Below are 20,494 nucleotides of genomic sequence, written 5' to 3' on the forward strand. Positions count from 1 at the left end.
ACCTCCACGAAGCTCTCGTGAGTCTCGGTTGTGCCCTGATCTGCTGGCGACGCTTGATCAAACCACCCCTATGAAGATCGTGTTAGGAGCTCTTAATCACCTCATCGCTCCAATCTTTTGTGGGCAAAGACGATGATCTCGTGAGAATTAAGGTGAGAGACAGGGAATCACTTGGTCAAGAACTTTGGTACGTGGGAATAGATGGAGACAAAACCGGCGAATTCATTGGCGAGGCATTGGCCGACACTACGGATTCTGCACCAGAGATTCGTTCACGTAGCAACAAAATCTCTCAAGCAATAGAAAAAATACGAATCGCCGTAAAATCTAACCACAAGGAAGGCAGCATTCTGTTCGCATGTGGAGACAACATTCTCTTCCGTGGTCAAGTTTCCTACGATTTCGTAGAAAGCCTGTTAAGCATTTATCGTCAGGAGACCGGCCTGTCAGCGTCAGCCGGAATTGGTCGAACCCCATACCAGGCATCAGTTGCTCTTAGCCTAGCAAAGGGCGAAGGGGGCGGTGCCATCAAGGCAATCTCTCTGACAGAATGATGGGCAAAGAATTTCAACCCCGTATCCGAGCAGCCTCCGCCGCACACAAAATTCTCCACTAGGGCACGCTTGCACTCTGCTGCACGTGGACCCACGGTAGGTGTTCGCCGATGCGCCCCCACAGGTATTGCGAACCAACGCTTGAACTGCTTGAGCCGCGCCTTCGGCTGGCCTTCATTCGTCATCATTTCCGAGGCCAGAAGAGGCTGATCAGCTTCACGCCAGGGCGGAAGAGAAGCATGGCAACGAGAGACCAGTCTGTCTGCGCGGTCCCGCCTGTTTGATGGCCACCACCGATGCCTTCGGTCCGGTGTGTCGCCATGTTGACACCACTTGGATAAGTCACCGTTCGGCGGGGCCAGTCAACCAGTGATTCAGGGTGTCCAAGAAGTCGCGGTGAGGAAGCTCCCCGTGATCGCGACGGCGGATCTCGCCGGGAACTTTGGTAACCACGATTCCCGGATGGTGTCTTCCTATGGGAGGTTTCGGCTCCTCGCCGCAGTACGATGCCCGCCAGCGGTGGCGTGGCCACACGCGATCCTTGCGCGCGGCCACGCCGTCGGCAATGGCCGCCTACACCCGTTCGCCGATGGCCAGTCGGACCTGGGTCTCCTGGGCTCGCTCGGCTGCCGCGCTGGCGCCGTAGTGGCGGGGCATGTCCTCCGAGGTCCAGCCCAGCAGGAGCATCAGGTCCCCGGTGTCGCCTCCGGCCCGCTTCCACTCGTGGGCGAAGTTGTGGCGCCACCGGTGGGCGTGCACGTCCGGGACGCCGGCCGCGCTGCCGAGCCGTTTGAGCAGGATCTTGATGCCGTTGGGCGCCAGGGGTGCCTTCCCCCTTTCGGCGAGCCACAGGTTCGGCAGGGCGGCGCCCTTGTGCTTGTCCCGGGCCCGGAGGTACCGGCTCAGCGCCCGGGCGGTCTTGGGCCCGAACCGTACCCGCCGGTCCTTGGCGCCCTTGCCGTGGAAGTGCACCGACTCGGTGTTCAGGTCGATGTCGGCGACCAGGAGGTTGCCGACCTCGGAGAGTCGAGCTCCCGTGTTGCAGTAGAGACGGATCAGGGCCTCGTCCCGCAGGTTGGCGAAACCCTTGCCCTTGCACGCGGCGAGGAGCTTACCGGTGTCCTCGTCGCGCATCACCGGGATGAGCTTGCGGGGGGTCTTGGGCTGTCGTACCCGGTCCATCGGGGTGCGGTCGATCGCCTGTTCGTCGACGAGCAGCCACTTGAAGAACTGCTGTAGTCCCTTGTGCTTGTTCAATGCGGTCGAGGCCGACCGGGTCTGGGTCATCCAGGCCTGGAACGCCTCGACGTGTCCCCGGGTCACCGCGCACGGGTCCTCGGTCGCCTCCTCGGCGTCCGGGTCCGGCGAGTGCTCCCCGAGGTACCGGCCGAGCTGCGCGGCGGCGAGAAGGTAGTTGTAGCGGGTGGTCTGAGGGTAGTTCCCGGCCCGCAGTGAGCGGTCCCAGTCCCGGAGGTACCCGGCCCAGGTCCGGGACAGTCCGGCGGAGAGCTTCTGAAGATCGAGGAGTGGCATTCGACACCTGCCCGAGTCAAGGAGTCCAACAGCGGCGTGCTAGACCGGACATCCATGTCGAGCAATGAAAAGAGGGCCTCCGCAAGTCGATGACCTGCGGAAACCCTCTCGCTGTCGGGACGGCCGGATTCGAACCGACGACCCCTTGACCCCCAGTCAAGTGCGCTACCAAGCTGCGCCACGTCCCGATGCCACCACTCGGGTCACCCCTGTGGCAGCCGCTAAAGCTTAGCGCAAGATCGGCGCGGCCCCCCGACCGCCCCCACCCCGCGCCACACACCCCTCCTCACCGCACCTACACCCCCTGGGGCAACCCCAGGGGGACGGACCTCGGTCAGCCGTGGGCCTTGCCCCGGCCGCCGGGGCCGAGCTTCTTGCGGGGGCGTACGGAGATCTCCACCGGACTGCCCTCGAAGCCGAACTCCTCGCGGAGTTTGCGCTCGACGAACCGCTGGTAGCCGGCGTCCAGGGGGCCGGTGGTGAACAGGACGAACCGGGGCGGCGCCACCCCGGCCTGGGTGGCGAAGAGGATCTTCGGCGCCCGGCCGCCGCGCACCGGGTGCGGGGTGGCCTGTACCAGGGCGGTGAGCCAGGAGTTGAGGTGCGCGGTCGGCACCCGGGTCTCCCAGCTCTCCAGGGCCTTGCGGAGGACCGGGGCGAGCTTGTCGACGGCCCGGCCGGTCATCGCGGACAGGTTCAGCCGCAGCGCCCAGGGGATCCGGCGGAGTTCCCGTTCGATCTCCTTGTCCAGGTAGTACCGGCGGTCGGCGTCAACCAGGTCCCACTTGTTGAAGGCGATCACCAGGGCCCGGCCGGATTCGGTGACCATGCCCAGGATCCGCTGGTCCTGCTCGCTGATCGGTTCGCTGGCGTCCAGCAGGACCACAGCCACCTCGGCCGCTTCGATGGCCGAGGCGGTGCGGAGACTGGCGTAGTACTCGGTGCCGCTGGCCCGGCCGACCCGCTTGCGCAGCCCGGCGGTGTCCACCAGGTGCCAGGTCTCGCCGCCGATGGTGACGAGGCTGTCCACCGGGTCGACTGTGGTGCCGGCGACGGAGTCGACGACCGCCCGGTCCTCCCCGGAGAAGCGGTTGAGGAGGCTGGACTTGCCGACGTTGGGGCGGCCGACGAGCGCCACCCGGCGGGGGCCTCGGGGTCGGTTCTCCACGATCGCCGGGGCCTCCGGCAGGGCCTTGAGGATGGCGTCGAGGAGGTCACCGGAGCCCCGCCCGTGCAGGGCGGAGACCGTGAACGGTTCACCGAGGCCGAGTGACCACAGTGAGGTGGCCTCCATCTCGATGGTGGCGTTGTCGGCCTTGTTGGCGACCAGGATGACCGGCTTGGCGCTGCGGCGCAGCATCTTCACCGCCGCCTCGTCCACATCGGTGGATCCGACCATTGCGTCGACCACGAAGAGGACCACGTCGGCGGTGGCCACCGCCAGTTCGGCCTGCGCGGCGATCGCCCCCGCCCGGTCCTTGGCGTCCGGTTCCCACCCGCCGGTGTCCACCACCGTGAAGGCCCGGCCGGACCACTGGGCGTCGTAGGGGACCCGGTCCCGGGTGACCCCGGGGATGTCCTCCACGACTGCCTGCCGCCGGCCGATGATCCGGTTCACCAGGGTTGACTTGCCCACGTTGGGGCGGCCGACGACCGCCACCACCGGCACCGGGCCGGTGGACTCGTCGGTTCCGACCTCGGGCTCGGGCAACTCCACCCAACCACCGTCGTCACTCATGCTGTTCTCCCGCTCCGCGTCGGTACGTCCCGCAGGACGGCCGTACGCGACCTCATGCCACTCCCCGCTCGGTGAGCAGCGCACGTAGCCGGTCGACGACCTCGTCGATGCCCAGCTCGGTGGTGTCCAGGACGACCGCGTCGGCGGACTGCTGCAACGGGTCGGCCTTGCGGGTCGAGTCCAGGCGGTCGCGTCGGGCCAGGTCGGCGGCGGTGGCCGTCACGTCGGCGGCGTCTTCGGCGCTGCGCCGCGCGGCCCGGGCCGCCTCCGAGGCGGTCAGGTACACCTTCAGGTCGGCGTCGGGGGCGACCACCGAACCGATGTCGCGGCCCTCGACGACGATCCGACCGGCGTTGTCGATCATCTGCCGCTGGCGTCCGACCAGGAGGGCCCGGACCGCGGGTACGGCGGCCACGGCGGAGACCGCCCCGGTCACGTCGGCGCCCCGGATGTCGGCGTCCACGCCGACCCCGTCGACGGTGATGCCGTACCCCTTGGGGTCGGTGCCGATGCGCAGGTCGGTCTCGCCGGCGACCTTGGCCACCGACTCGGCGTCGGCCGGGTCGACCCCGGAGCGCAGCACGGCCCAGGTGATCGCCCGGTACATCGCGCCGGTGTCCAGGTAGCGGGCGCCGAGTCCGGTGGCCAGCCGCCGGGAGACGGTGGACTTCCCCGAACCGGACGGCCCATCCACTGCGACCACACAACGCCCGGTCGGTACGTTCTCCACCACCGTGTTCCTCCTCAGCCCGTGTCGACCCCGACCGGTGAACGGTCGTCCGTCAATGATGCCCGGCGCTCCCGGCGCGTTCCCGAGCGGGACACCGCCCGCCGCTGGGCCGCACGGAAGCCTACCGGCAGCCGTACCCGCCAATGACGGGTCAGTCACGTACCGCCTTGTACAGGGCGGCGACCTCCGCGTTGGTGAGGCGTCGGGTCCGCCCGTTGCGCAGGTCGCCCAGGCGGATCGGTCCGATGGAGGTACGCACCAGACGGGACACCGGGTGACCGACCTCGGCCATCATCCGCCGTACGATGTGTTTGCGCCCTTCGTGCAGGGTGACCTCGATCTGCGCGGTGCGTCCCACGGTGTCCAGGACCCGGAACGAGTCGACCTTGACCGGCCCGTCCTCGAGGTCGATGCCGTCGGTGAGTCGCCTGCCGAGGTTGCGTGGAATCGGGCCGGACACCTCGCACAGGTACGTCTTCGCGACCTCGTACGACGGGTGCATCAGCCGGTGGGCGAGGTCACCGTCGTTGGTGAGCAGGAGCAGGCCCTCGCTGTCCGCGTCGAGCCGCCCGACGTGGTAGACCCGGTGGTCGGCCCAGCCGTCGAGGAAGTCGGCCAGGGCGGTGCGGCCCTTCTCGTCGGCCATCGTGGAGACCACTCCGCGTGGCTTGTTCATCGCCAGGTACACCAGGCTGGTGTCGGTGACGAGGCGTTCTCCGTCGACGTGGATGACGGCGGTGGCCGGGTCCGCCTTGTCGCCGAGTTGGGCGACCCGCCCGTCGACGGTGACCCGACGCCGGAAGATCAGGTCCTCGCAGGCCCGGCGGGATCCGACACCGGCGGCGGCGAGGATCTTCTGGAGGCGCTGCTCCCCCTCGACGGCCTCGGTGGGCTGTGCGGGCCGGGTGCTCTGGCCGGGGCGGCCGACGGCACCGAGCACGGAGCGACGCGGCCGGTCGGCGGTACCCCGCTCACCGCGCTCGCCCCGGGAGGTGGTGGCACGGTCACCGCGCGAGGCGGTGCGGTCACCGTGACCGGCAGTGCGGTCGCTGCGGCCGGTGGTGCGGTCACTGCGGGAGGCGGTGCGGTCGCTGCGGCCGGTGGTCCGGTCGCGGTCGCTGCGGCCGGTGGTCCGGTCGCCTCGGGAGGTGGCGCGGTCACCGCGACCGGCGGAGCGGTGGTCGGAGCGGGAGGGGCGGTCATCGCGTGGCATCGGCAAGCTCTTCTACGTCGTCGGGGAGGAACGGGGCCAGCGGCGGCAGTTCGGCGACCGAGTTCAGCCCGAGCTTCTCCAGGAACAGGGTGGTGGTGCGATAGAGGAACGCGCCGCTGTCCGGCTCGGTGCCGCACTCCTCGACCAGACCCCGAGACACCAGGGTACGGATGACCCCGTCACAGTTGACACCCCGGATGGCCGAGATCCGTGATCGGGAGACCGGCTGCCGGTAGGCGACCACGGCCAGGGCCTCCAGCGCCGCCTGGGTCAGCCGGACGGACTGCCCGTCGAGGATGAACCGCTCCACGTATCCGGCGTACTCCGGCCGGGTGTAGAGCCGCCAGCCCCCGGCGGCCCGGCGCAGGTCGAAGCCGTGTCCGGCGGCGGTGTAGCCGGCGGCGATCTCGTCGAGCATCCGCCCGACCCGTTCCGGTGGCTGCTCGACAATCTGGGCCAGGAGGAGTTCGCTGACGGGTTCGTCCACGACCAGGAGGATCGCTTCGAGGGCACCGCGCAGTCGGTCGTCGTCGAGCGTGGGGGCCACCACCGGTTCCGGGGCGGCCCGCCGTCCTCGTCCCCGACGGCCCGTCCGACCGGCGTTCCGGTTCTCGCCCGCACCGGGGGCGGCGTCGACGGGACCGGGGGCACCGGTCCCGAGGTCGGCGTCGACAGGACCAGAACCGGAATCGACGGCCGGGACCGGGGCCGATGTCGGGGCCGCGTCAGAGAGCTGGGCGGCGTCCGAAGCCGGGGCCGGGTCAGGGTCCCAGACCGGGGCGGCCTCCGAAGCCGGGGCCAGAGTCGGATCAGGGTCCGACGCCGGGGCGGCCTCCGAAGCCGGGGCCAGAGTCGGATCAGGGTCCGACGCCGGGGCCGCCTCCGAAGCCGGGGTCGACGGTTCCGGTCCGGTCCCGTCCTGTGATGCGCCGGACCGGCGTTCGGGTGCCCACGGCGGCACCCAGGCGGCGGCCTGGTCGGCCAGGGAGTCCCGGCGCTGCTCGTCGCTCATCCGGTCACTCCTCGCTCGTCTCGGCGGGGTCGGCCCCGCCGATGCCCGCCTCCGCACCGCCACCTGCCGGTTCCGGTTCGCCCGTCGGTTCCGCAACACCGCCCGTCGGGTCCGGTTCGCCCGTCAAGTTTGCAACGTCGCCCGTCAGGTCCGGTTCGCCCGTCGGCGCCGCATCGTCGCCAGCCGGGTCCGCATCGTCGCCGGTCGGGTCCGGTCCGTCGGCTGCGGGTCGCGCGTCACCTGCCGGGTCCGGGGCGTCGGTGCCGGCGTACTCGTCGATGGTCAGCTCCGGGCCGCCGTCGGCCGGGCCGGTCCAGCGTACGGTCAGCTCCTCCAGGGCCTGGTCCTGCGTGAACGCCACCAGACCCTCCCGGTACAGCTCCAGCAGGGCCAGGAACCGGGCCACCACCTCCAGGGTGGTGTCACAGTCGGCGCAGAGCAGCGAGAAGGAGGCGATGCCGGCCCGGCGGAGCCGGTCGGTGAGGATCGCCGCGTGTTCCCGGACACTGACCCGGACCATGTGCACGTGGTCGATGCTCACCTCGGGCACCGGCTTCGGGGTCATCGCCCGGACCGCGAGGGCACGTAGCCGCTCCGGGCCGATGCCCAGCACCAGGTCGGGCAGCGCCTCGGCGTACCTGGCCTCCAGGGTGACCGCCCGGGGGTACCGTCGACCGCCGACCGCCTCCAGGTCGGCGATGTACGCGGCGGCCTCCTTGTACGCCTTGTACTGCAACAGTCGGGCGAAGAGCAGGTCCCGCGCCTCCAGCAGGGCGAGGTCCTCCTCGTTCTCCACCTCGGCGGCAGGGAGCAGCCGGGCGGCCTTCAGGTCGAGAAGGGTGGCGGCGATGAGCAGGAACTCGCTGGCCTCGTCGAGGTCCCAGCGGTCGTCCATGGCGCGGATGTAGGAGATGAACTCGTCGGTGACCCGGTGCAGCGCCACCTCGGTGACGTCCAGCTTGTGTTTGCCGATCAGCTGCAACAGCAGGTCGAACGGGCCGGTGAAGTTCTCCAGCCGGACTGTGAACCCGCCGCCCTGCGCCTGGGTGGCGGCCTCGGCGTCGCCGGGACCGGCCACGGTCTCGGGCGACGCGTGCGGCGGATCCAGGGGCGGGGCGGTCACCCGACGACCGTAGTCGACGGGTGGGGCGGCTCGGAGTGGCGGTGCACCCTCTACCGCTCCGCCTGGGCGGCGATCACCTCACGGGCCAGCTGCCGGTAGTTGCGGGCACCGGACGAGGCCGGATCGAGGGTCGTGATCGGAGCACCGGCGACCGTCGACTCGGGGAACTTGACCGTCTTGGTGATCACCGTCTGGTAGACCTTGTCGCCGAACGCCTCCACCACCCGTTGCAGCACCTGCCGGCAGTGGGTGGTACGACTGTCGTACATGGTGGCGAGGATGCCTTCCAACTCCAGGTCGAAGTTGAGCCGTTCCCGCACCTTGTCGATGGTGTCGAGCAGCAGCGCCACCCCTCGGAGGCTGAAGAACTCGCACTCCAGGGGGATCAGGACGCCGTGCGCGACTGTCAACGCGTTGATCGCCAGGAGGCCCAGCGACGGCTGGCAGTCGATCAGGATGTAGTCGTACTCCTTGCGGATGCTCCTGAGCACCCGCGCCAACGCCATCTCCCGGGCGACCTCGTTGACCAGCTGTATCTCGGCGGCCGACAGGTCGATGTTGGCTGGGAGCAGGTGCAGCCCGGCCACGTCGGTCTTGATGAGGACGTCCTCGGCGGTGACGTCGTCCTGCATGAGCAGGTTGTAGACCGACAGGTCCAGGTTATGCGGGTTGACCCCGAGCCCGACGGAGAGGGCGCCCTGCGGGTCGAAGTCGACGAGCAGGACCTTGCGCCCGTACTCGGCGAGGGCGGCACCCAGGTTGATGGTCGTCGTGGTCTTCCCGACGCCGCCCTTCTGGTTGGCCATCGCGATGATCCGGGCCGGACCGTGCCGGTCGGTGGGCATCGGCTCGGGAATGGGTTTACGCATCGTGTAGGCCGCCGGGTCCGCCGGACCGAGGTCCGCGCCGAGCGACGCCTGCTGCTCGCGGAGCTCCGACGTCCAGGTCTCGGCACGGTCACCGTTGCCAGCCATGTCCTTGTTGCCCCCTCCCGACGTCCACCCGACGTCGGAACCGACCGACGTCCCTCGCGGCGCCGCTGCGCACCCCGGCTGTCGCCTCAGGAGGTCCGCGCCGATGCCGACTGTACGCCACCGTCCGCCGCCCCGGTCGGCACCGGTGCGGCGTGTCGACCGCCCTGCCTACCAGGTCATCCCTGGTCGGCGCCGCCGCCGGTCCGGGGCACCCCGGACGTGGTGACGACCGGCGGACGCACCCTGCTCGGCCTGCCGATCCAGCCTACCGGGCCGGGCCCCTCCGGTCGGCACCCCGGCCCGCCGGGTCGAAGCCGGTCGGGTCGCCAGGGCGGGGCCGGTCGGGTCACCGGGTCGGGGGGCTGGTCGGGTCACAGTGCCCGGGGGTGGCTGGTGGCGTACACCTCGCGGAGACGCTCCACGGTGACCAGTGTGTACACCTGGGTCGTGGTAACCGAGGCGTGGCCGAGAAGTTCCTGCACGACCCGGACGTCGGCGCCGCCGTCGAGCAGGTGGGTGGCGTACGAGTGACGCAGGGTGTGCGGGGAGACCGCGTCCGCCCCGTCCACGGGCAGACCGGCCCGGGCGGCGGCCCGACGCAGGATCGTCCACGCGCCCTGCCGGGTCAGCGGCCCGCCCCGGGCGTTGACGAAGACCGCCGGAGTGCCCCGCCCGGCGGCGACCAGTCCGGGTCGGCCCCGCACCAGCCAGGCCCGGACCGCGTCGAGGGCGTACCCGCCGACGGGCACCAGTCGGGTCCGGCCGCCCTTGCCGCGCAGCAGCACCGTGGCCTCCTCGGCGCAGAGGTCGTCGACGGCCGCGCCGACCGCCTCGGAGATCCGGGCGCCGGTGCCGTACAGGAACTCCAGCAGCGCCCGGTCCCGCAGCGCCAGGGGCGTCCCCTCCCCCGCCGCGTGCACGCTCCCGGCGGTCTCCAGGAGACGGATCACATCCTGCACCGGCAGGGCGCGGGGCAGCCGACGCGGCGGGGTGGGTGGGCGGACGTCGCGGCTGGGGTCACCGCCGGTCAGTCCTTCCCGGAGGGCGAACCGGTGCAGTCCCCGGACCGCGCTCGCCGCCCGGGCCACCGAGGCGGTGCCGAGCGGCGGGTGGTCGTCGTCGCCGGCCCGGAGCCGGGCCAGGTGGGTCTCGACGAGTCCGGTGCCCACCACCGCCAGGTCGACCACCTCCGCCTCGGCCAGTGTCGTCAGGTAGCGGCGCAGGTCCCGACGGTAGGAGGTGAGGGTGTTCGCCGACAGTCCGCGTTCGACTGTGAGGTGGTCGAGGTAGCCGTCGACGGCCCGGTGCAGTGCCGCCGCCCCGGTCGGGTTCGTCGTCTGTGCGTTGTTCGGGGGCACTGGACTCGCCGTGGGTGTCCGGCCGGTCAGCCCAGCACGTCGGCCAGGGGGGTGGCGGTCAGGCCGTGTGCCTCGGCGACCGGCCCGTAGACGACCTGCCCGTCGTGGGTGTTGAGGCCGAGTCCGAGGGCCGGGTCGAGGCGCAGCGCCTCCCGCCAGCCGTGGTTGGCCAGTTCGAGGGCGTACGGGAGGGTGACGTTCGTCAACGCGTACGTGCTGGTGTGCGGGACCGCCCCGGGCATGTTCGCCACGCAGTAGAACAGCGAGTCGTGGACCCGGTACGTCGGTTCGGCGTGAGTGGTGGGCCGGGAGTCCTCGAAGCAGCCGCCCTGGTCGATGGAGATGTCGACGAGGACACTGCCGGGCTTCATCCGGGACACCAGGTCGTTGCTGATCAGCGTCGGCGCCTTCGCACCGGGCACCAGGACCGCCCCGATGACCAGGTCGGCGTCGAGGACCGCCCGTTCGATCTCGTAGGCGTTGGAGGCGACGGTCTGCAGGTGTCCCCGGTAGATGGCGTCGGCCTGGCGCAGCCGTCCCACGTTCTTGTCCAACAGCAGCACCTCGGCCTGCAGGCCGAGGGCGATCGCGGCGGCGTTCATCCCGGACACCCCGGCGCCGATGACCACGGTCTTCGCCGCGTACACCCCGGAGACGCCGCCCATCAGGACGCCGCGTCCGCCGCCCTGCCGTTGCAGGTGGTACGCCCCGACCTGCGGGGCGAGTCGACCGGCCACCTCGGACATGGGGGCGAGCAGCGGCAGTGACCGGTCGGGAAGTTCGACGGTCTCGTAGGCGATGCCGGTGACCCTCCGGTCGACCAGCGCGTCGGTGCACGCCTTGGAGGCGGCCAGGTGCAGGTAGGTGAAGAGGACCTGCCCGGGGCGCATCCGGTGGTACTCCTCGGCCACCGGCTCCTTGACCTTGAGGACCAGGTCGGCGGTCTGCCACACCTCGTCGGGGCCGGGGAGGATCTGCGCCCCGGCGGCGAGGTACTCCGCGTCGCTGATGCTGGATCCGGATCCGGCTCCCGCCTCGACGAAGACCTGGTGTCCAGCGCGGGTGAACTCGTTGACGCCCGCCGGGGTGATGGCGACCCGGTACTCGTGGTTCTTGACCTCGCGGGGAATTCCGACCTTCACGATGCTGACACCTTTCTGCGGGGCCGGGGGTCGCCCGGGCTACGCGGTGCGGGACGGCCCCGTTGCCGCCCGGTCCACCGGTCCCGTGGGCGGCAGTCTAGGCGTACCGTCAGCCGCCGGCAGCCGGCAGTGTGACAGCCCGTGGTCGACCACCCTGCCGAGTTGGCAGGGTGATGTGGCCGGTGGGTCAGGCCGCCTCATCCGTCCGGGCACTATCGTCGCACTACCCACCCCTTGGTGCAGGACACCGCTCGTGGGATCACTAAGGTGACGCCTCATGACAACTCCTCCGTACCAGCAGTACCCGCCGAACGTGTCCGACAAGAGCAAGGTCGTCGCGGGCATCCTCGGCATCGTGCTCGGCGGCTTCGGCGTCGGCCGGTTCTACATGGGCGACACCAAGATCGGCGCCCTTCAGCTCGTGGTCACCCTCGTCACCTGCGGCATCGGCTCCCTGTGGGGCTTCGTCGACGGCATCCTGATCCTGATCAACGGTGGCGTCGACGGTCAGGGACGCCCGCTGCGGGACTGACCCACCGCCTGTTCCGGGCCTCGCGGGTCCGGAAAGGGTGAGGAAACCGAAGACCGGGGCCGCGCGGATCACCGCGCGGCCCCGGTCCGTGTCCACGTCCGGTGGGCACCCCACCTGCGGGGTCACACCGGTGGTAGGGCCGACCCCCGTCGTACGGCGAGGACACCCCCGCCGTACGACAGGGCTGTCAGGACGTGGCCCTGCCGGGCAGGGGCGCGTCGGCGGGGCGCAGGGCCGACCACCCGGTGTCCCGGGCCCGGGCGGCGGCCAGCAGACCGGCCACGCAGGACGCGTTGGTGATCTCCCCGGCCAGGACCTTCGACACCGCCTCGTCCAGGTCGACCCGGACGACCTGGAGGTCGGCCTCCTCGTCCCGGCGCTGGTGACGCCGGTCGACGGGCACGTCGGAGAGGTCCCGGGCGAGGAACACCCGGACCAGCTCGTTGGTGAATCCCGGCGAGCTGAACACGTCGACGAGGGTGTCGACGGTACGGGCGGCCAGGTCGGCCTCCTCGGCCAACTCCCGCAGCGCCGCCGACGGCAGGTCCTCCCCCGCCACGTCGACCAGCCCGGCCGGCAGCTCCCACAGGTGCCGACCGACCGGGTGCCGGTACTGCCTGATCAACACCACCCGGTCTGCGTCGTCGAGGGCGACGACGGCTACCGCCCCGACGTGCCGTACCCAGTCCCGGCCGGCCGTCCCGCCACCGGGCATGGCCACCTCGTCGCTGACCACGGCGAAGATCGGCCCGGCGTAGCGTTCCTGCCGGGAACGCAGGTCGTAGCGGTGCTCGACGGCGCTCACGAGGCGGAGCCGGCCGACGCCGCCGACACCGGCTCGGCCAGGTCCACCGGAAGCTGGTCGGCCTCCGAGTAGTCGATGGTGGCCCTGACGAACGCGGCGAACAGCGGGTGCGGCCGGGTGGGCCGGCTCTTCAGCTCCGGATGCGCCTGGGTGGCCACGAAGAACGGGTGCAGGTCCCGGTCCAGTTCGACGAACTCCACCAGCCGGCCGTCCGGGGACGTCCCGGAGATCCGCAGACCGGCCCGGTCCAACGCATCCCGGTAGGCGTTGTTCACCTCGTACCGGTGCCGGTGCCGCTCGCTGACCTCGGTGGTGCCGTACGCCTCGGCCACGATCGACCCGGGCGTCAGGACCGCCGGGTACGCCCCGAGGCGCATCGTGCCGCCCAGGTCACCCTTGCCGGAGACGATGTCCTCCTGGTCGGCCATGGTGGCGATGACCGGGTGGTCGGCCTCCTCGTCGAACTCCAGCGAGTTCGCGCCGTCGAGGTCCGCCCGGTGCCGGGCCACCTCGATGGCCATGCACTGCAGGCCGAGGCAGAGCCCCAGCAGCGGGATGCCGTTCTCCCGGGCGTACCGGGTGGTGCCGATCTTACCCTCGATGCCGCGGACCCCGAACCCGCCGGGGATCAGGATGCCGTCCACCCCGGCCAGGGCCGCCGCCGCACCGGCGGGGGTGACACAGTCGTCGCTGGGCACCCACCGCAGCTTCACCCGGGCCCGGTGGCCGAACCCGGCGGCCCGGATCGCCTCACTGACCGACAGGTACGCGTCCGGCAGGTCGACGTACTTGCCGACCACGGCGACGGTGACGGTGTGCCGGGGCTGGTGCACCCGCTCCAGCAGGTCGTCCCAGCGGGTCCAGTCCACGTCCCGGAACGACAACCCCAACCGGCGCACCACGTACGCGTCGAGGCCCTCCCGGTGCAGCACCTTCGGGATGTCGTAGATGCTCGGCGCGTCCGGGGCGGCGACCACCGCCTCCCGGTCGACGTCGCAGTAGAGCGACAGCTTGTGCTTGAGCTTGTCCGGGATCTCCCGGTCCGAGCGGCACACGATGGCGTCGGGCTGGATACCGATGTTGCGCAGCTGCGCCACCGAGTGCTGGGTCGGCTTGGTCTTCAGCTCACCCGACGGGGCCAGGTACGGCACCAGCGACACGTGCAGGTAGAAACACTTGTCCCGACCCAGGTCGTGGCGGACCTGCCGGATCGCCTCCAGGAACGGCAGCGACTCGATGTCGCCGACGGTCCCACCGACCTCGGTGATCACCACGTCCGGGACCTGCCCGTCCTGGTCCGGGTCGGCCATGCCCAGGATCCGCGCCTTGATCTCGTTGGTGATGTGCGGAATGACCTGGACGGTGTCGCCGAGGTACTCGCCGCGCCGTTCCTTGGCGATCACGTCGGAGTAGATCTGCCCGGTGGTGACGTTCGCCTTCCCCGACAGGTCACTGTCGAGGAACCGTTCGTAGTGGCCGACGTCCAGGTCGGTCTCGGCCCCGTCCTCGGTGACGAAGACCTCACCGTGCTGGAACGGGTTCATCGTCCCCGGGTCGACGTTGAGGTACGGGTCGAGCTTCTGCATCACCACCCGCAGCCCCCGGGCACTGAGCAGATTGCCGAGGCTGGAGGCGGTGAGGCCCTTACCGAGCGAGGAGGCTACCCCTCCGGTGACGAAGATGTGCCTGGTCGTCTGTGCTGTTGGGGCCAACGCCTGCTCCCGTGTCGTCCGTCGCGGTCGTGCAGACCGCCGTGCCGATCAGTGCCAACCGCCAGCCGGAGACGGCTGGGTCGGGCGAAGTGATCACGCGATCCACGGGATTCCACGGTAACACCTCCCCGACGGCCACCCGCAGGGTGCACCCGAGGTCACCCCCCACTGCCGCTCGGGCGGTCACACCGGCAACACCCGCACCGGTTCGACACCGCCGCTCACGCCTGTCACACCGGTCGCCGCTGCCGCTCAGGCCGGGGCGACGCCCCCCGTCGACCGGGCGAGCGGCTCCGTCGACGTCGTACCCGACGGGGCGTCCGCCGCCGCCTCTGACCCGGCGGACGCGGGCCGACCCGTTCCCCGGATCACGTCCTGGGGCCGGTCCCCCGGCGGCTGGCTCCGGTCGGCGGAGTGGTCAAGCACCCGCAACGCCGCCAACGCCGCCATCGGCACCACCAGGGCACCCGCCGCACCGGCCACGTCCAGGGCGGCACCGCCGAGCAGACCCCCGATGGCGGCGGCCACTGCCGTCCCGGCCATCGCCCCCCGCATCGCCGGGTAGATCCCGAACAACCGCATCAGCCCACCCCACGGGCGGAGCAGGGCGAACCACACCAGCAGCACCCCGGCCACGGCCAGGACCGTCAGCGGGCTGTTCATCAGGGTCTCCACGTTCGCGGCACTGGACCTGTGCACCGTCAACCCGCCGGTCCCGTCGCCCAACGCGGCCAGGAACCGGCCCAGGCTGCCCCGCTCGGCGGCCGGTCGACGCAGGTCCAACACGGCGAAACCGACTGTGACCGCCAGCGCGGCCATCGTCGCCCACGCCAACCGGCTGATCGTCAACCAGCCCCCGGCGCTGATCGCCGCGGCGACGCTCACCCCGGCGGTCAGGGCGATCGCCCCCACCGAGTCCGCCCCCAGGTACGGGCTCCCGACGACCACCACCGCCGCGACCCCGACAGTGACCATCACCATCGGCCGCCACGCCCGACGGACCCGCTGGGCCAGCCAGCCACCCGTCAGCAGCGACCCGGCGATGAACAGTCCCAGCCCCACGGTGCCCAGCCCGGCGTACCGGCCACCCTGCAACGCCGAGTAGCCGACCACCCCGTTGAGCTGCAACCGCGCCCCGGTCAGCACGTCGGCGCCGACGACCACTGTGGCGACCCCGGCGACCGCTCCCAGCGGCCCCAGCGTGGTCGCCCACCCGGGGGCGAACCGCACCATCGACGTCGCCGCGACCAGCACCGCCGCTGTCACCAGGGCGAAGTACCACCCGGCGTGCTCCCCCCGCCACCACGGCACCAGGTCGGCGAGCAACGCCGCCGGAACCGCCAACGCGGCGGCGACGAGGAGCACCTCCACCACCCCCACCACCCGGCGCGACACCGGCTGCGGGCCGAACGGCCCGGCATCCCGGCGGGCCCGGCGCAGCAGCGGCAGCACCGCCACCGCGAGCAGCACCTGACCGGCCGCCAGGACGGTGAAGAAACCCTCGGCGACGCGCCGCTGGGCGCCGGCCTCCCGGTCGGCGTCGGCGGAGGCCCTGATCGCCGTGGCCAGGTCCGCCGGTCGTCCCTCCACGGCGACCGCCGGGCGGCCGATGAACATCCGCTCCGGCATCGGACGGCCCAGCACCGCCAGGGCCGTCGGCGCCAGGTCGACCAGTTGCAGGTAGCCCTCCCGGCCGGTGGTGGCCGAGGTGAGCCACCCGGCGTCCCATCCCGGGCCGTCGGCGACGGCCACGTGCAGCCGCGAGGGCCGCGAGGTGTCGGAGATCCCCGCCACCACCACCAGGGACTGCGGCGGGCGGGCGGCCAACACCCGGGCCAGGTCGGCGTCGGCGGCGCGGACCGTCTCGGCCCGGACCGCCGGATCCTCACCGCTGACGGTGCCCAGGTCGACGATGCTCAGCACACAGGACCCGAGCAGCTCCGCCGGGTCGGCCGGCAGCTGCGGGGCGTACCGGTCCACCCGACCGAACGGGCGGGCCGCCGCCACCGCCGCACCCGGGCCCACGGCGACCGAGCAGCGCACCGACTCCGACAGCGCCCCCGGCACCGCCCCCCAGGACAGCTGGTCCTGGTTGTGCATGACCACGCTCTCCTGGTCGGGCAGGTTCGCGCCGATCCCGTCCGGCTGTTCCACCGCCACCCCCGAGGGCGGGCACTCCCCACCCGGACGGCCCCCGTTCCACCCGGCGTAGTTCCCCGCGCCCAACGTCAACCACCCGTCCACCGGGCAGGTCGGGTGGTACGCCGACCGCACCGACAGCGAACCGATGGAACCGTCCCGGGCCATCCGCCACAGGTTCGGGGTGTTCTGCGGATCGACGTCGTCCCACCGCAGACCGGCCATCCCGACGAGGACGACGAAGTCGGCACGCTGCTGGGCCGCCCGGCCGTCGCCGGGCCGCGCGGTCAGCGCGGTGACCGCCAGCGCCACCACCACCAGGGTCAACAGGATCGGGGCGAGTCGACGCAGCATCACTGGTGCCCCGCCGGCGGGGTGCCACAGTCACCGGGTGCCGTCGTCCGGCTCCGCTCGGCGGTCGACGCCGGGCTCACCTCGGTGTAGAGCGCCTCCAGCGCGGCCACCGTGTCCTGCTCCGTCGGCCAGGTCGCCGCCTGCACCCGGCCCCGGGCCGCCAGGTCGGCGCGCAACGTCACGTCGTCGAGCAGGCTCCCCACGGCGGCGTCGACGGCGTCGACGTCCCCGGCGGGCACCAGCAGCGCCGCGTCGCCTACCAGCTCCGGCAGCCCGCCCACCGCAGTGGCCACCAACGGCACCCCGGCGCGCAGCGCCTCCTGGGCGAACAACTGCCGGGCCTCCCAGTCGCTGGTCACCACGGCCAGGTCCGCGCCGGCCAGCAGGTCGGCCACGTCGTCGCGGTGCCCGAGCAGCGTCACCGGGGCCCGGGTCGCGGAGATCCGGGCGGCCAACGGCAGGTACGCCGGTCCGCTCCCGGCGACCACCACCACCGGGGGTGGGGTCCGGGTCCGCCACCGGGCCGCCGCGTCGACGAGGACGTCGTAGCGTTTCTGCGGGTGCAGCCGACCGACGGACAGCACCATCGCCTGGTCGGCGGCGACCCCGAACTCGGCCCGGACCGCCGCCCGGCGACGCGTCGCCGCCGGTCGGGCGGGGGCGGCGACCGGCGCGAGCCGGGCGTCCACGGCACCCAGCGCGGCGGCCCGCTCGACCAAATCGGCCGACGCTCCCAGCGCCACCGTCGCCGACCGGGCCACCACCCGCTCGGCCAGCCGGGACAACCGGCCCCGCATTCCGGTGGCGAGCACCGCGTTGTGCCAGGTCACCACCAGCGGTACGGACGGTCGGGCGAGCGCGGCCACCAGGGCGGCCCGCAGACCGTGGGCGTGCACCACGTCCACCGGATCGGCGGCGAGGACCCGACGCAGCGCGGCGACGGCCCGGGCGTCGGCCGGGGTGGGGCTGGCCGGGATCTCCACCGGCTGGAACCGGGCCCCGGCGGCGGTGAAGTCGAACTGCTCCTGGGTGGCCGCCGGTCCGCAGACCACGACGTCGGCACCGGCTGCGGTCAGACCCCGTGCCACCGACCGGACGTGTTGTCCCACCCCTCCGGTGCTGGAGGCGAGCAGCAGGGCGACCCTGCCGGTCCACCGGGGTGCCGACGTGGCGTCGGTCATCGGGACACCGTCTCCTTCCCGTCACCCCGCTGACGGGGCGTGTCGTTCTCGTGCAACGGCCGGACGACTACCGGGTGCCCCGCCCGAGCCGCCGACCCACCGCACCGGTCCGCCTCACCACTGCGGCCAGCAGTGGCTGCACGTCCCGCCGGTCGGCGGCGAAGGCCACGGCGAGGAACACCACACCGACCACGACTGCGGACAGCATGCCTTGGCCGAGCGCCACCGGTGTCGTCGGGGTGCCGTCGCCCACCCCGGCCAGCAGCCGGGCCACACCCGCCCCGGCGAGGGCGGAGAGCACCCCGGCGAGAGTACCGGCGACACCGGCCCGGGCGGCACCGGTGAGCGCCCCCCGGCCCGCCGTACGGGCCACCGCCGCCAGCAGCAGCACACCGAGCAGAAGCATCCCCAGGGAGTTGGCGAGGGTCACCGCCAGCACCCGGTCGGCGGTGGGCAGCAGCGCCGCCAACGACAGCGCCGCCACCGGCACCGCCAGCCACCCGAGGGTGATCGCCACCGTGGCCGGCCGGGTGTCACCCCTGGCGTACAGGGCCCGGGACAGGACCGCGAACAGGCCGTACCCGACCAGGCCGGGAGCGAACCCGACGATCGCCGCCGCCGTGGCGGCGGGCTGCTCGGGATAGAAGAACCGGGCCACCGGGACGGCGGTGCCCACCAGCGCCGCCGCGCCGAGGAAGCTGAACAGCAGCACCCCCCGGGTCGTCGAGGCCAGGGTCCGCCGGTATCCGGCCTCGTCCCCGCCGGCCGAGGCGGCGGCCAGGGTCGGATAGGCGGCGACCGCCAGGGGCACCGCCAGGACCGCCCACGGGAGCAGGTACATGGTCTGCGCCAGGTTGAACACCTGTGGGGACCCGGTCGGGCCGCCGGACACCCGGTTCAACGCCACCAGCAACGCCACCTGCTGGGCGGTGACGGTGACCGCACCGGCCACCGCCAGACCACCGATGCGGGCCCGGGCGTCGGGCGGGAACGCGTACCCGAACCGGGGCCGCAGCCCCAGTCGACGCAGCGGCACCAGCAGCGACAGCGACAGCACCACCACCCCGAGGGTGGTACCGGCCGACAGGACCAGCTCCCCGCCCCGGCCGACCTCGGCCACCGACGCCCCGCGCCCCTCGGTGGCCCCGAAGACCAGGTAGACCACGATCACGGTGAGGCTGGACAGCAGCGGCGCGATCACCGGCCAGGCGAACCGGCGGTGCGCCTGGAGCACCCCGGTCAACACGATGCCGATGCCGTACAGCGGCAGCTGGGGGGCGAACACCCGCAGCATCCGCGCTCCGGCGTCCAACTCCGGTGCCGACGGCCTGTCCCCGACCGCAGCGATGATCGGGTCGGCGAAGACCGCCACCAGCACCGCCAACGGCACCAGCAGGGTCAACGTCCAGGTCAGCAACGCCCCGGTGGTGGCGGCCACCGACCGCCGGTCACCGGCGGCCACCGCACCGGCCAGCAGCGGTACGACCAGACTCGCCATCGCCCCACCGGCGACGATCTCGAAGATGATGTTCGGTACCCAGTTCGCCACGACGTACATGCCGCCGAGGTCGCTGAGCTCCACCACCCAGGTGAACACTGCGGTACGGCCGAAGCCGGCGAGCCGACTGAACACGGTCAGCACGGCGATGAGGGCGGCGGCCCCGGCCACCTGACCGACGCCGACCGAGGGGGCCGGTTTCGTCACGTCAGTCGGTTCGACGGCCCAGCTCGTCCAGCTCCCGCAGGCCGGGCGTCCGCCCGATGACCTGGGTGAAGCTGACCTTCTCGCTGGCGGCGGTGAGCCCGGCGAGCACCGCCAGGGCGGCGGCCCGGCCCACCGGACCGGTACGCGCTGCCAACCCGACACCGAGGACCGCGCCGAGCGCGTTGGCCCCACTGTCGCCGATCATCACCTGCTCGTCCAGGTCGGCGGGGAGCAGACCGGCGGCGGCACCGACCGCCCCGGCGGCGATCCCACCGTGCACCCCACCCAGCAGCGGCGCACCGAACAGCAGGCCGGACTTCGCCGCCCGCCCCGGACGCAGGTCCAGCAGGTTCACCAGGTTCGCCGTCCCGGCCACCACCCCGGCACCGAGCAGCACGTCGACGGCACCGCGCAGCGGACCCTGACCCTGCCGGTGTCGGTGCCCCCGCACCGTGGGGTCGGCGGCGAGCAGCGCCGCGGCACCGAGCCCGGCGGCACCCACCCCGACGACCTTGACCAGACCGGCGGTGACCCGCCCCTGGCGCAGGGCGGCGAGGTGACCGGCGAACCCCTTCGCCGTCCGCTGCTCGGGGCGGGCTCCCACCACGTCGTCGTAGAGCCCCACCGCGCCGGAGGCGAGACCGGCGACCAGGGTGGCCGCCCCGGCGGGGACGCTCCCGGCACCGAAC

At 72.1% G+C, this 20,494-nt stretch carries 17 protein-coding genes and 1 tRNA gene; 2 read left to right on the forward strand and 16 right to left on the reverse strand.

Annotated features, from left to right (window positions below; translation table 11 throughout):
- The first annotated feature begins 140 nt into the window (after positions 1-140).
- Positions 141-554 carry a mCpol domain-containing protein gene (locus ABT336_RS22060; RefSeq protein WP_350898587.1) on the forward strand — a complete coding sequence of 138 codons (414 nt, stop codon included), beginning with the start codon at positions 141-143 and terminating at the stop codon, positions 552-554.
- A gap of 573 nt (positions 555-1,127) precedes the next feature.
- Here the strand turns inward: ABT336_RS22060 and ABT336_RS22065 are convergent.
- The 10 genes from ABT336_RS22065 to ald all read right to left on the reverse strand — a co-directional run bounded on the left by ABT336_RS22065 (position 1,128) and on the right by ald (position 11,377).
- Positions 1,128-2,087 (reverse strand): tyrosine-type recombinase/integrase, encoded by a 960-nt coding sequence (locus ABT336_RS22065; RefSeq protein ID WP_350898589.1) that lies wholly within the window; start codon positions 2,085-2,087, stop codon positions 1,128-1,130.
- 114 nt (positions 2,088-2,201) lie between these two features.
- Positions 2,202-2,275 (reverse strand) — tRNA-Pro (locus ABT336_RS22070).
- A 146-nt stretch (positions 2,276-2,421) separates the two neighbouring features.
- Positions 2,422-3,825 carry a ribosome biogenesis GTPase Der gene (gene der, locus ABT336_RS22075; RefSeq protein ID WP_350898591.1) on the reverse strand — a complete coding sequence of 468 codons (1,404 nt, stop codon included), beginning with the start codon at positions 3,823-3,825 and terminating at the stop codon, positions 2,422-2,424.
- 52 nt (positions 3,826-3,877) lie between these two features.
- The gene (gene cmk / locus ABT336_RS22080; protein WP_350898593.1) at positions 3,878-4,558 is read right to left on the reverse strand and encodes a (d)CMP kinase; all 681 of its coding nucleotides are present in this window, start codon (positions 4,556-4,558) and stop codon (positions 3,878-3,880) included.
- 148 nt (positions 4,559-4,706) lie between these two features.
- Positions 4,707-5,495, reverse strand: a complete 789-nt coding sequence (locus ABT336_RS22085; RefSeq protein WP_350898617.1) for a pseudouridine synthase — start codon at positions 5,493-5,495, stop codon at positions 4,707-4,709.
- A 259-nt stretch (positions 5,496-5,754) separates the two neighbouring features.
- The gene (gene scpB, locus ABT336_RS22090; protein ID WP_350898595.1) at positions 5,755-6,780 is read right to left on the reverse strand and encodes an SMC-Scp complex subunit ScpB; all 1,026 of its coding nucleotides are present in this window, start codon (positions 6,778-6,780) and stop codon (positions 5,755-5,757) included.
- A 4-nt stretch (positions 6,781-6,784) separates the two neighbouring features.
- Positions 6,785-7,903 (reverse strand): segregation and condensation protein A, encoded by a 1,119-nt coding sequence (locus ABT336_RS22095; RefSeq protein ID WP_350898597.1) that lies wholly within the window; start codon positions 7,901-7,903, stop codon positions 6,785-6,787.
- A 50-nt stretch (positions 7,904-7,953) separates the two neighbouring features.
- The gene (locus ABT336_RS22100; protein ID WP_350898599.1) at positions 7,954-8,877 is read right to left on the reverse strand and encodes a ParA family protein; all 924 of its coding nucleotides are present in this window, start codon (positions 8,875-8,877) and stop codon (positions 7,954-7,956) included.
- A gap of 371 nt (positions 8,878-9,248) precedes the next feature.
- Complete coding sequence (locus ABT336_RS22105) at positions 9,249-10,235, reverse strand: site-specific tyrosine recombinase XerD (protein WP_350898601.1); 987 nt, start codon at positions 10,233-10,235, stop codon at positions 9,249-9,251.
- Between the two features lie 26 nt (positions 10,236-10,261).
- On the reverse strand, positions 10,262-11,377 hold the full coding sequence (ald, locus tag ABT336_RS22110) for an alanine dehydrogenase (protein ID WP_350898603.1): 1,116 nt from the start codon (positions 11,375-11,377) through the stop codon (positions 10,262-10,264).
- Between the two features lie 277 nt (positions 11,378-11,654).
- Here ald and ABT336_RS22115 point away from each other — a divergent pair, with 277 nt between their 5' ends.
- On the forward strand, positions 11,655-11,909 hold the full coding sequence (locus ABT336_RS22115; protein ID WP_350898605.1) for a TM2 domain-containing protein: 255 nt from the start codon (positions 11,655-11,657) through the stop codon (positions 11,907-11,909).
- Between the two features lie 187 nt (positions 11,910-12,096).
- Here the strand turns inward: ABT336_RS22115 and ABT336_RS22120 are convergent, their stop codons facing one another.
- The 6 genes from ABT336_RS22120 to ABT336_RS22145 form a co-directional block, all read right to left on the reverse strand.
- Complete coding sequence (locus tag ABT336_RS22120; protein WP_350898607.1) at positions 12,097-12,714, reverse strand: NUDIX domain-containing protein; 618 nt, start codon at positions 12,712-12,714, stop codon at positions 12,097-12,099.
- Positions 12,711-14,426, reverse strand: a complete 1,716-nt coding sequence (gene pyrG / locus ABT336_RS22125) for a CTP synthase (RefSeq protein WP_350898609.1) — start codon at positions 14,424-14,426, stop codon at positions 12,711-12,713. The genes ABT336_RS22120 and pyrG overlap by 4 nt, the downstream gene beginning before the upstream one ends.
- Positions 14,427-14,678: 252 nt before the next feature.
- Positions 14,679-16,919 (reverse strand): hypothetical protein, encoded by a 2,241-nt coding sequence (locus ABT336_RS22130; protein WP_350898611.1) that lies wholly within the window; start codon positions 16,917-16,919, stop codon positions 14,679-14,681.
- Positions 16,919-18,100, reverse strand: coding sequence for a glycosyltransferase family 4 protein (locus ABT336_RS22135; RefSeq protein WP_350898613.1), 1,182 nt, complete (start codon positions 18,098-18,100; stop codon positions 16,919-16,921). The genes ABT336_RS22130 and ABT336_RS22135 overlap by 1 nt, the downstream gene beginning before the upstream one ends.
- A gap of 67 nt (positions 18,101-18,167) precedes the next feature.
- Positions 18,168-19,805 carry a murein biosynthesis integral membrane protein MurJ gene (gene murJ / locus ABT336_RS22140; RefSeq protein ID WP_502891234.1) on the reverse strand — a complete coding sequence of 546 codons (1,638 nt, stop codon included), beginning with the start codon at positions 19,803-19,805 and terminating at the stop codon, positions 18,168-18,170.
- Between the two features lies 1 nt (position 19,806).
- On the reverse strand, positions 19,807-20,494 hold a 688-nt coding region (locus tag ABT336_RS22145; RefSeq protein WP_350898615.1), incomplete at its 5' end, for a hypothetical protein.

It is taken from the genome of Micromonospora sp. NPDC000207 (genome assembly GCF_040300925.1).
Taxonomy (GTDB): Bacteria; Actinomycetota; Actinomycetes; order Mycobacteriales; family Micromonosporaceae; genus Micromonospora.

Bases quoted from the DNA above. Each gene is read 5' to 3' on its own strand.
- ABT336_RS22065 (WP_350898589.1), bottom strand. From the start codon at position 2,087: ATGCCACTCCTCGATCTTCAGAAGCTCTCCGCCGGACTGTCCCGGACC.
- ABT336_RS22100 (WP_350898599.1), bottom strand. From the start codon at position 8,877: ATGGCTGGCAACGGTGACCGTGCCGAGACCTGGACGTCGGAGCTCCGC.
- der (WP_350898591.1), bottom strand. From the start codon at position 3,825: ATGAGTGACGACGGTGGTTGGGTGGAGTTGCCCGAGCCCGAGGTCGGA.
- scpB (WP_350898595.1), bottom strand. From the start codon at position 6,780: ATGAGCGACGAGCAGCGCCGGGACTCCCTGGCCGACCAGGCCGCCGCC.
- ABT336_RS22115 (WP_350898605.1), top strand. From the start codon at position 11,655: ATGACAACTCCTCCGTACCAGCAGTACCCGCCGAACGTGTCCGACAAG.
- ABT336_RS22130 (WP_350898611.1), bottom strand. From the start codon at position 16,919: ATGCTGCGTCGACTCGCCCCGATCCTGTTGACCCTGGTGGTGGTGGCG.
- ABT336_RS22135 (WP_350898613.1), bottom strand. From the start codon at position 18,100: ATGACCGACGCCACGTCGGCACCCCGGTGGACCGGCAGGGTCGCCCTG.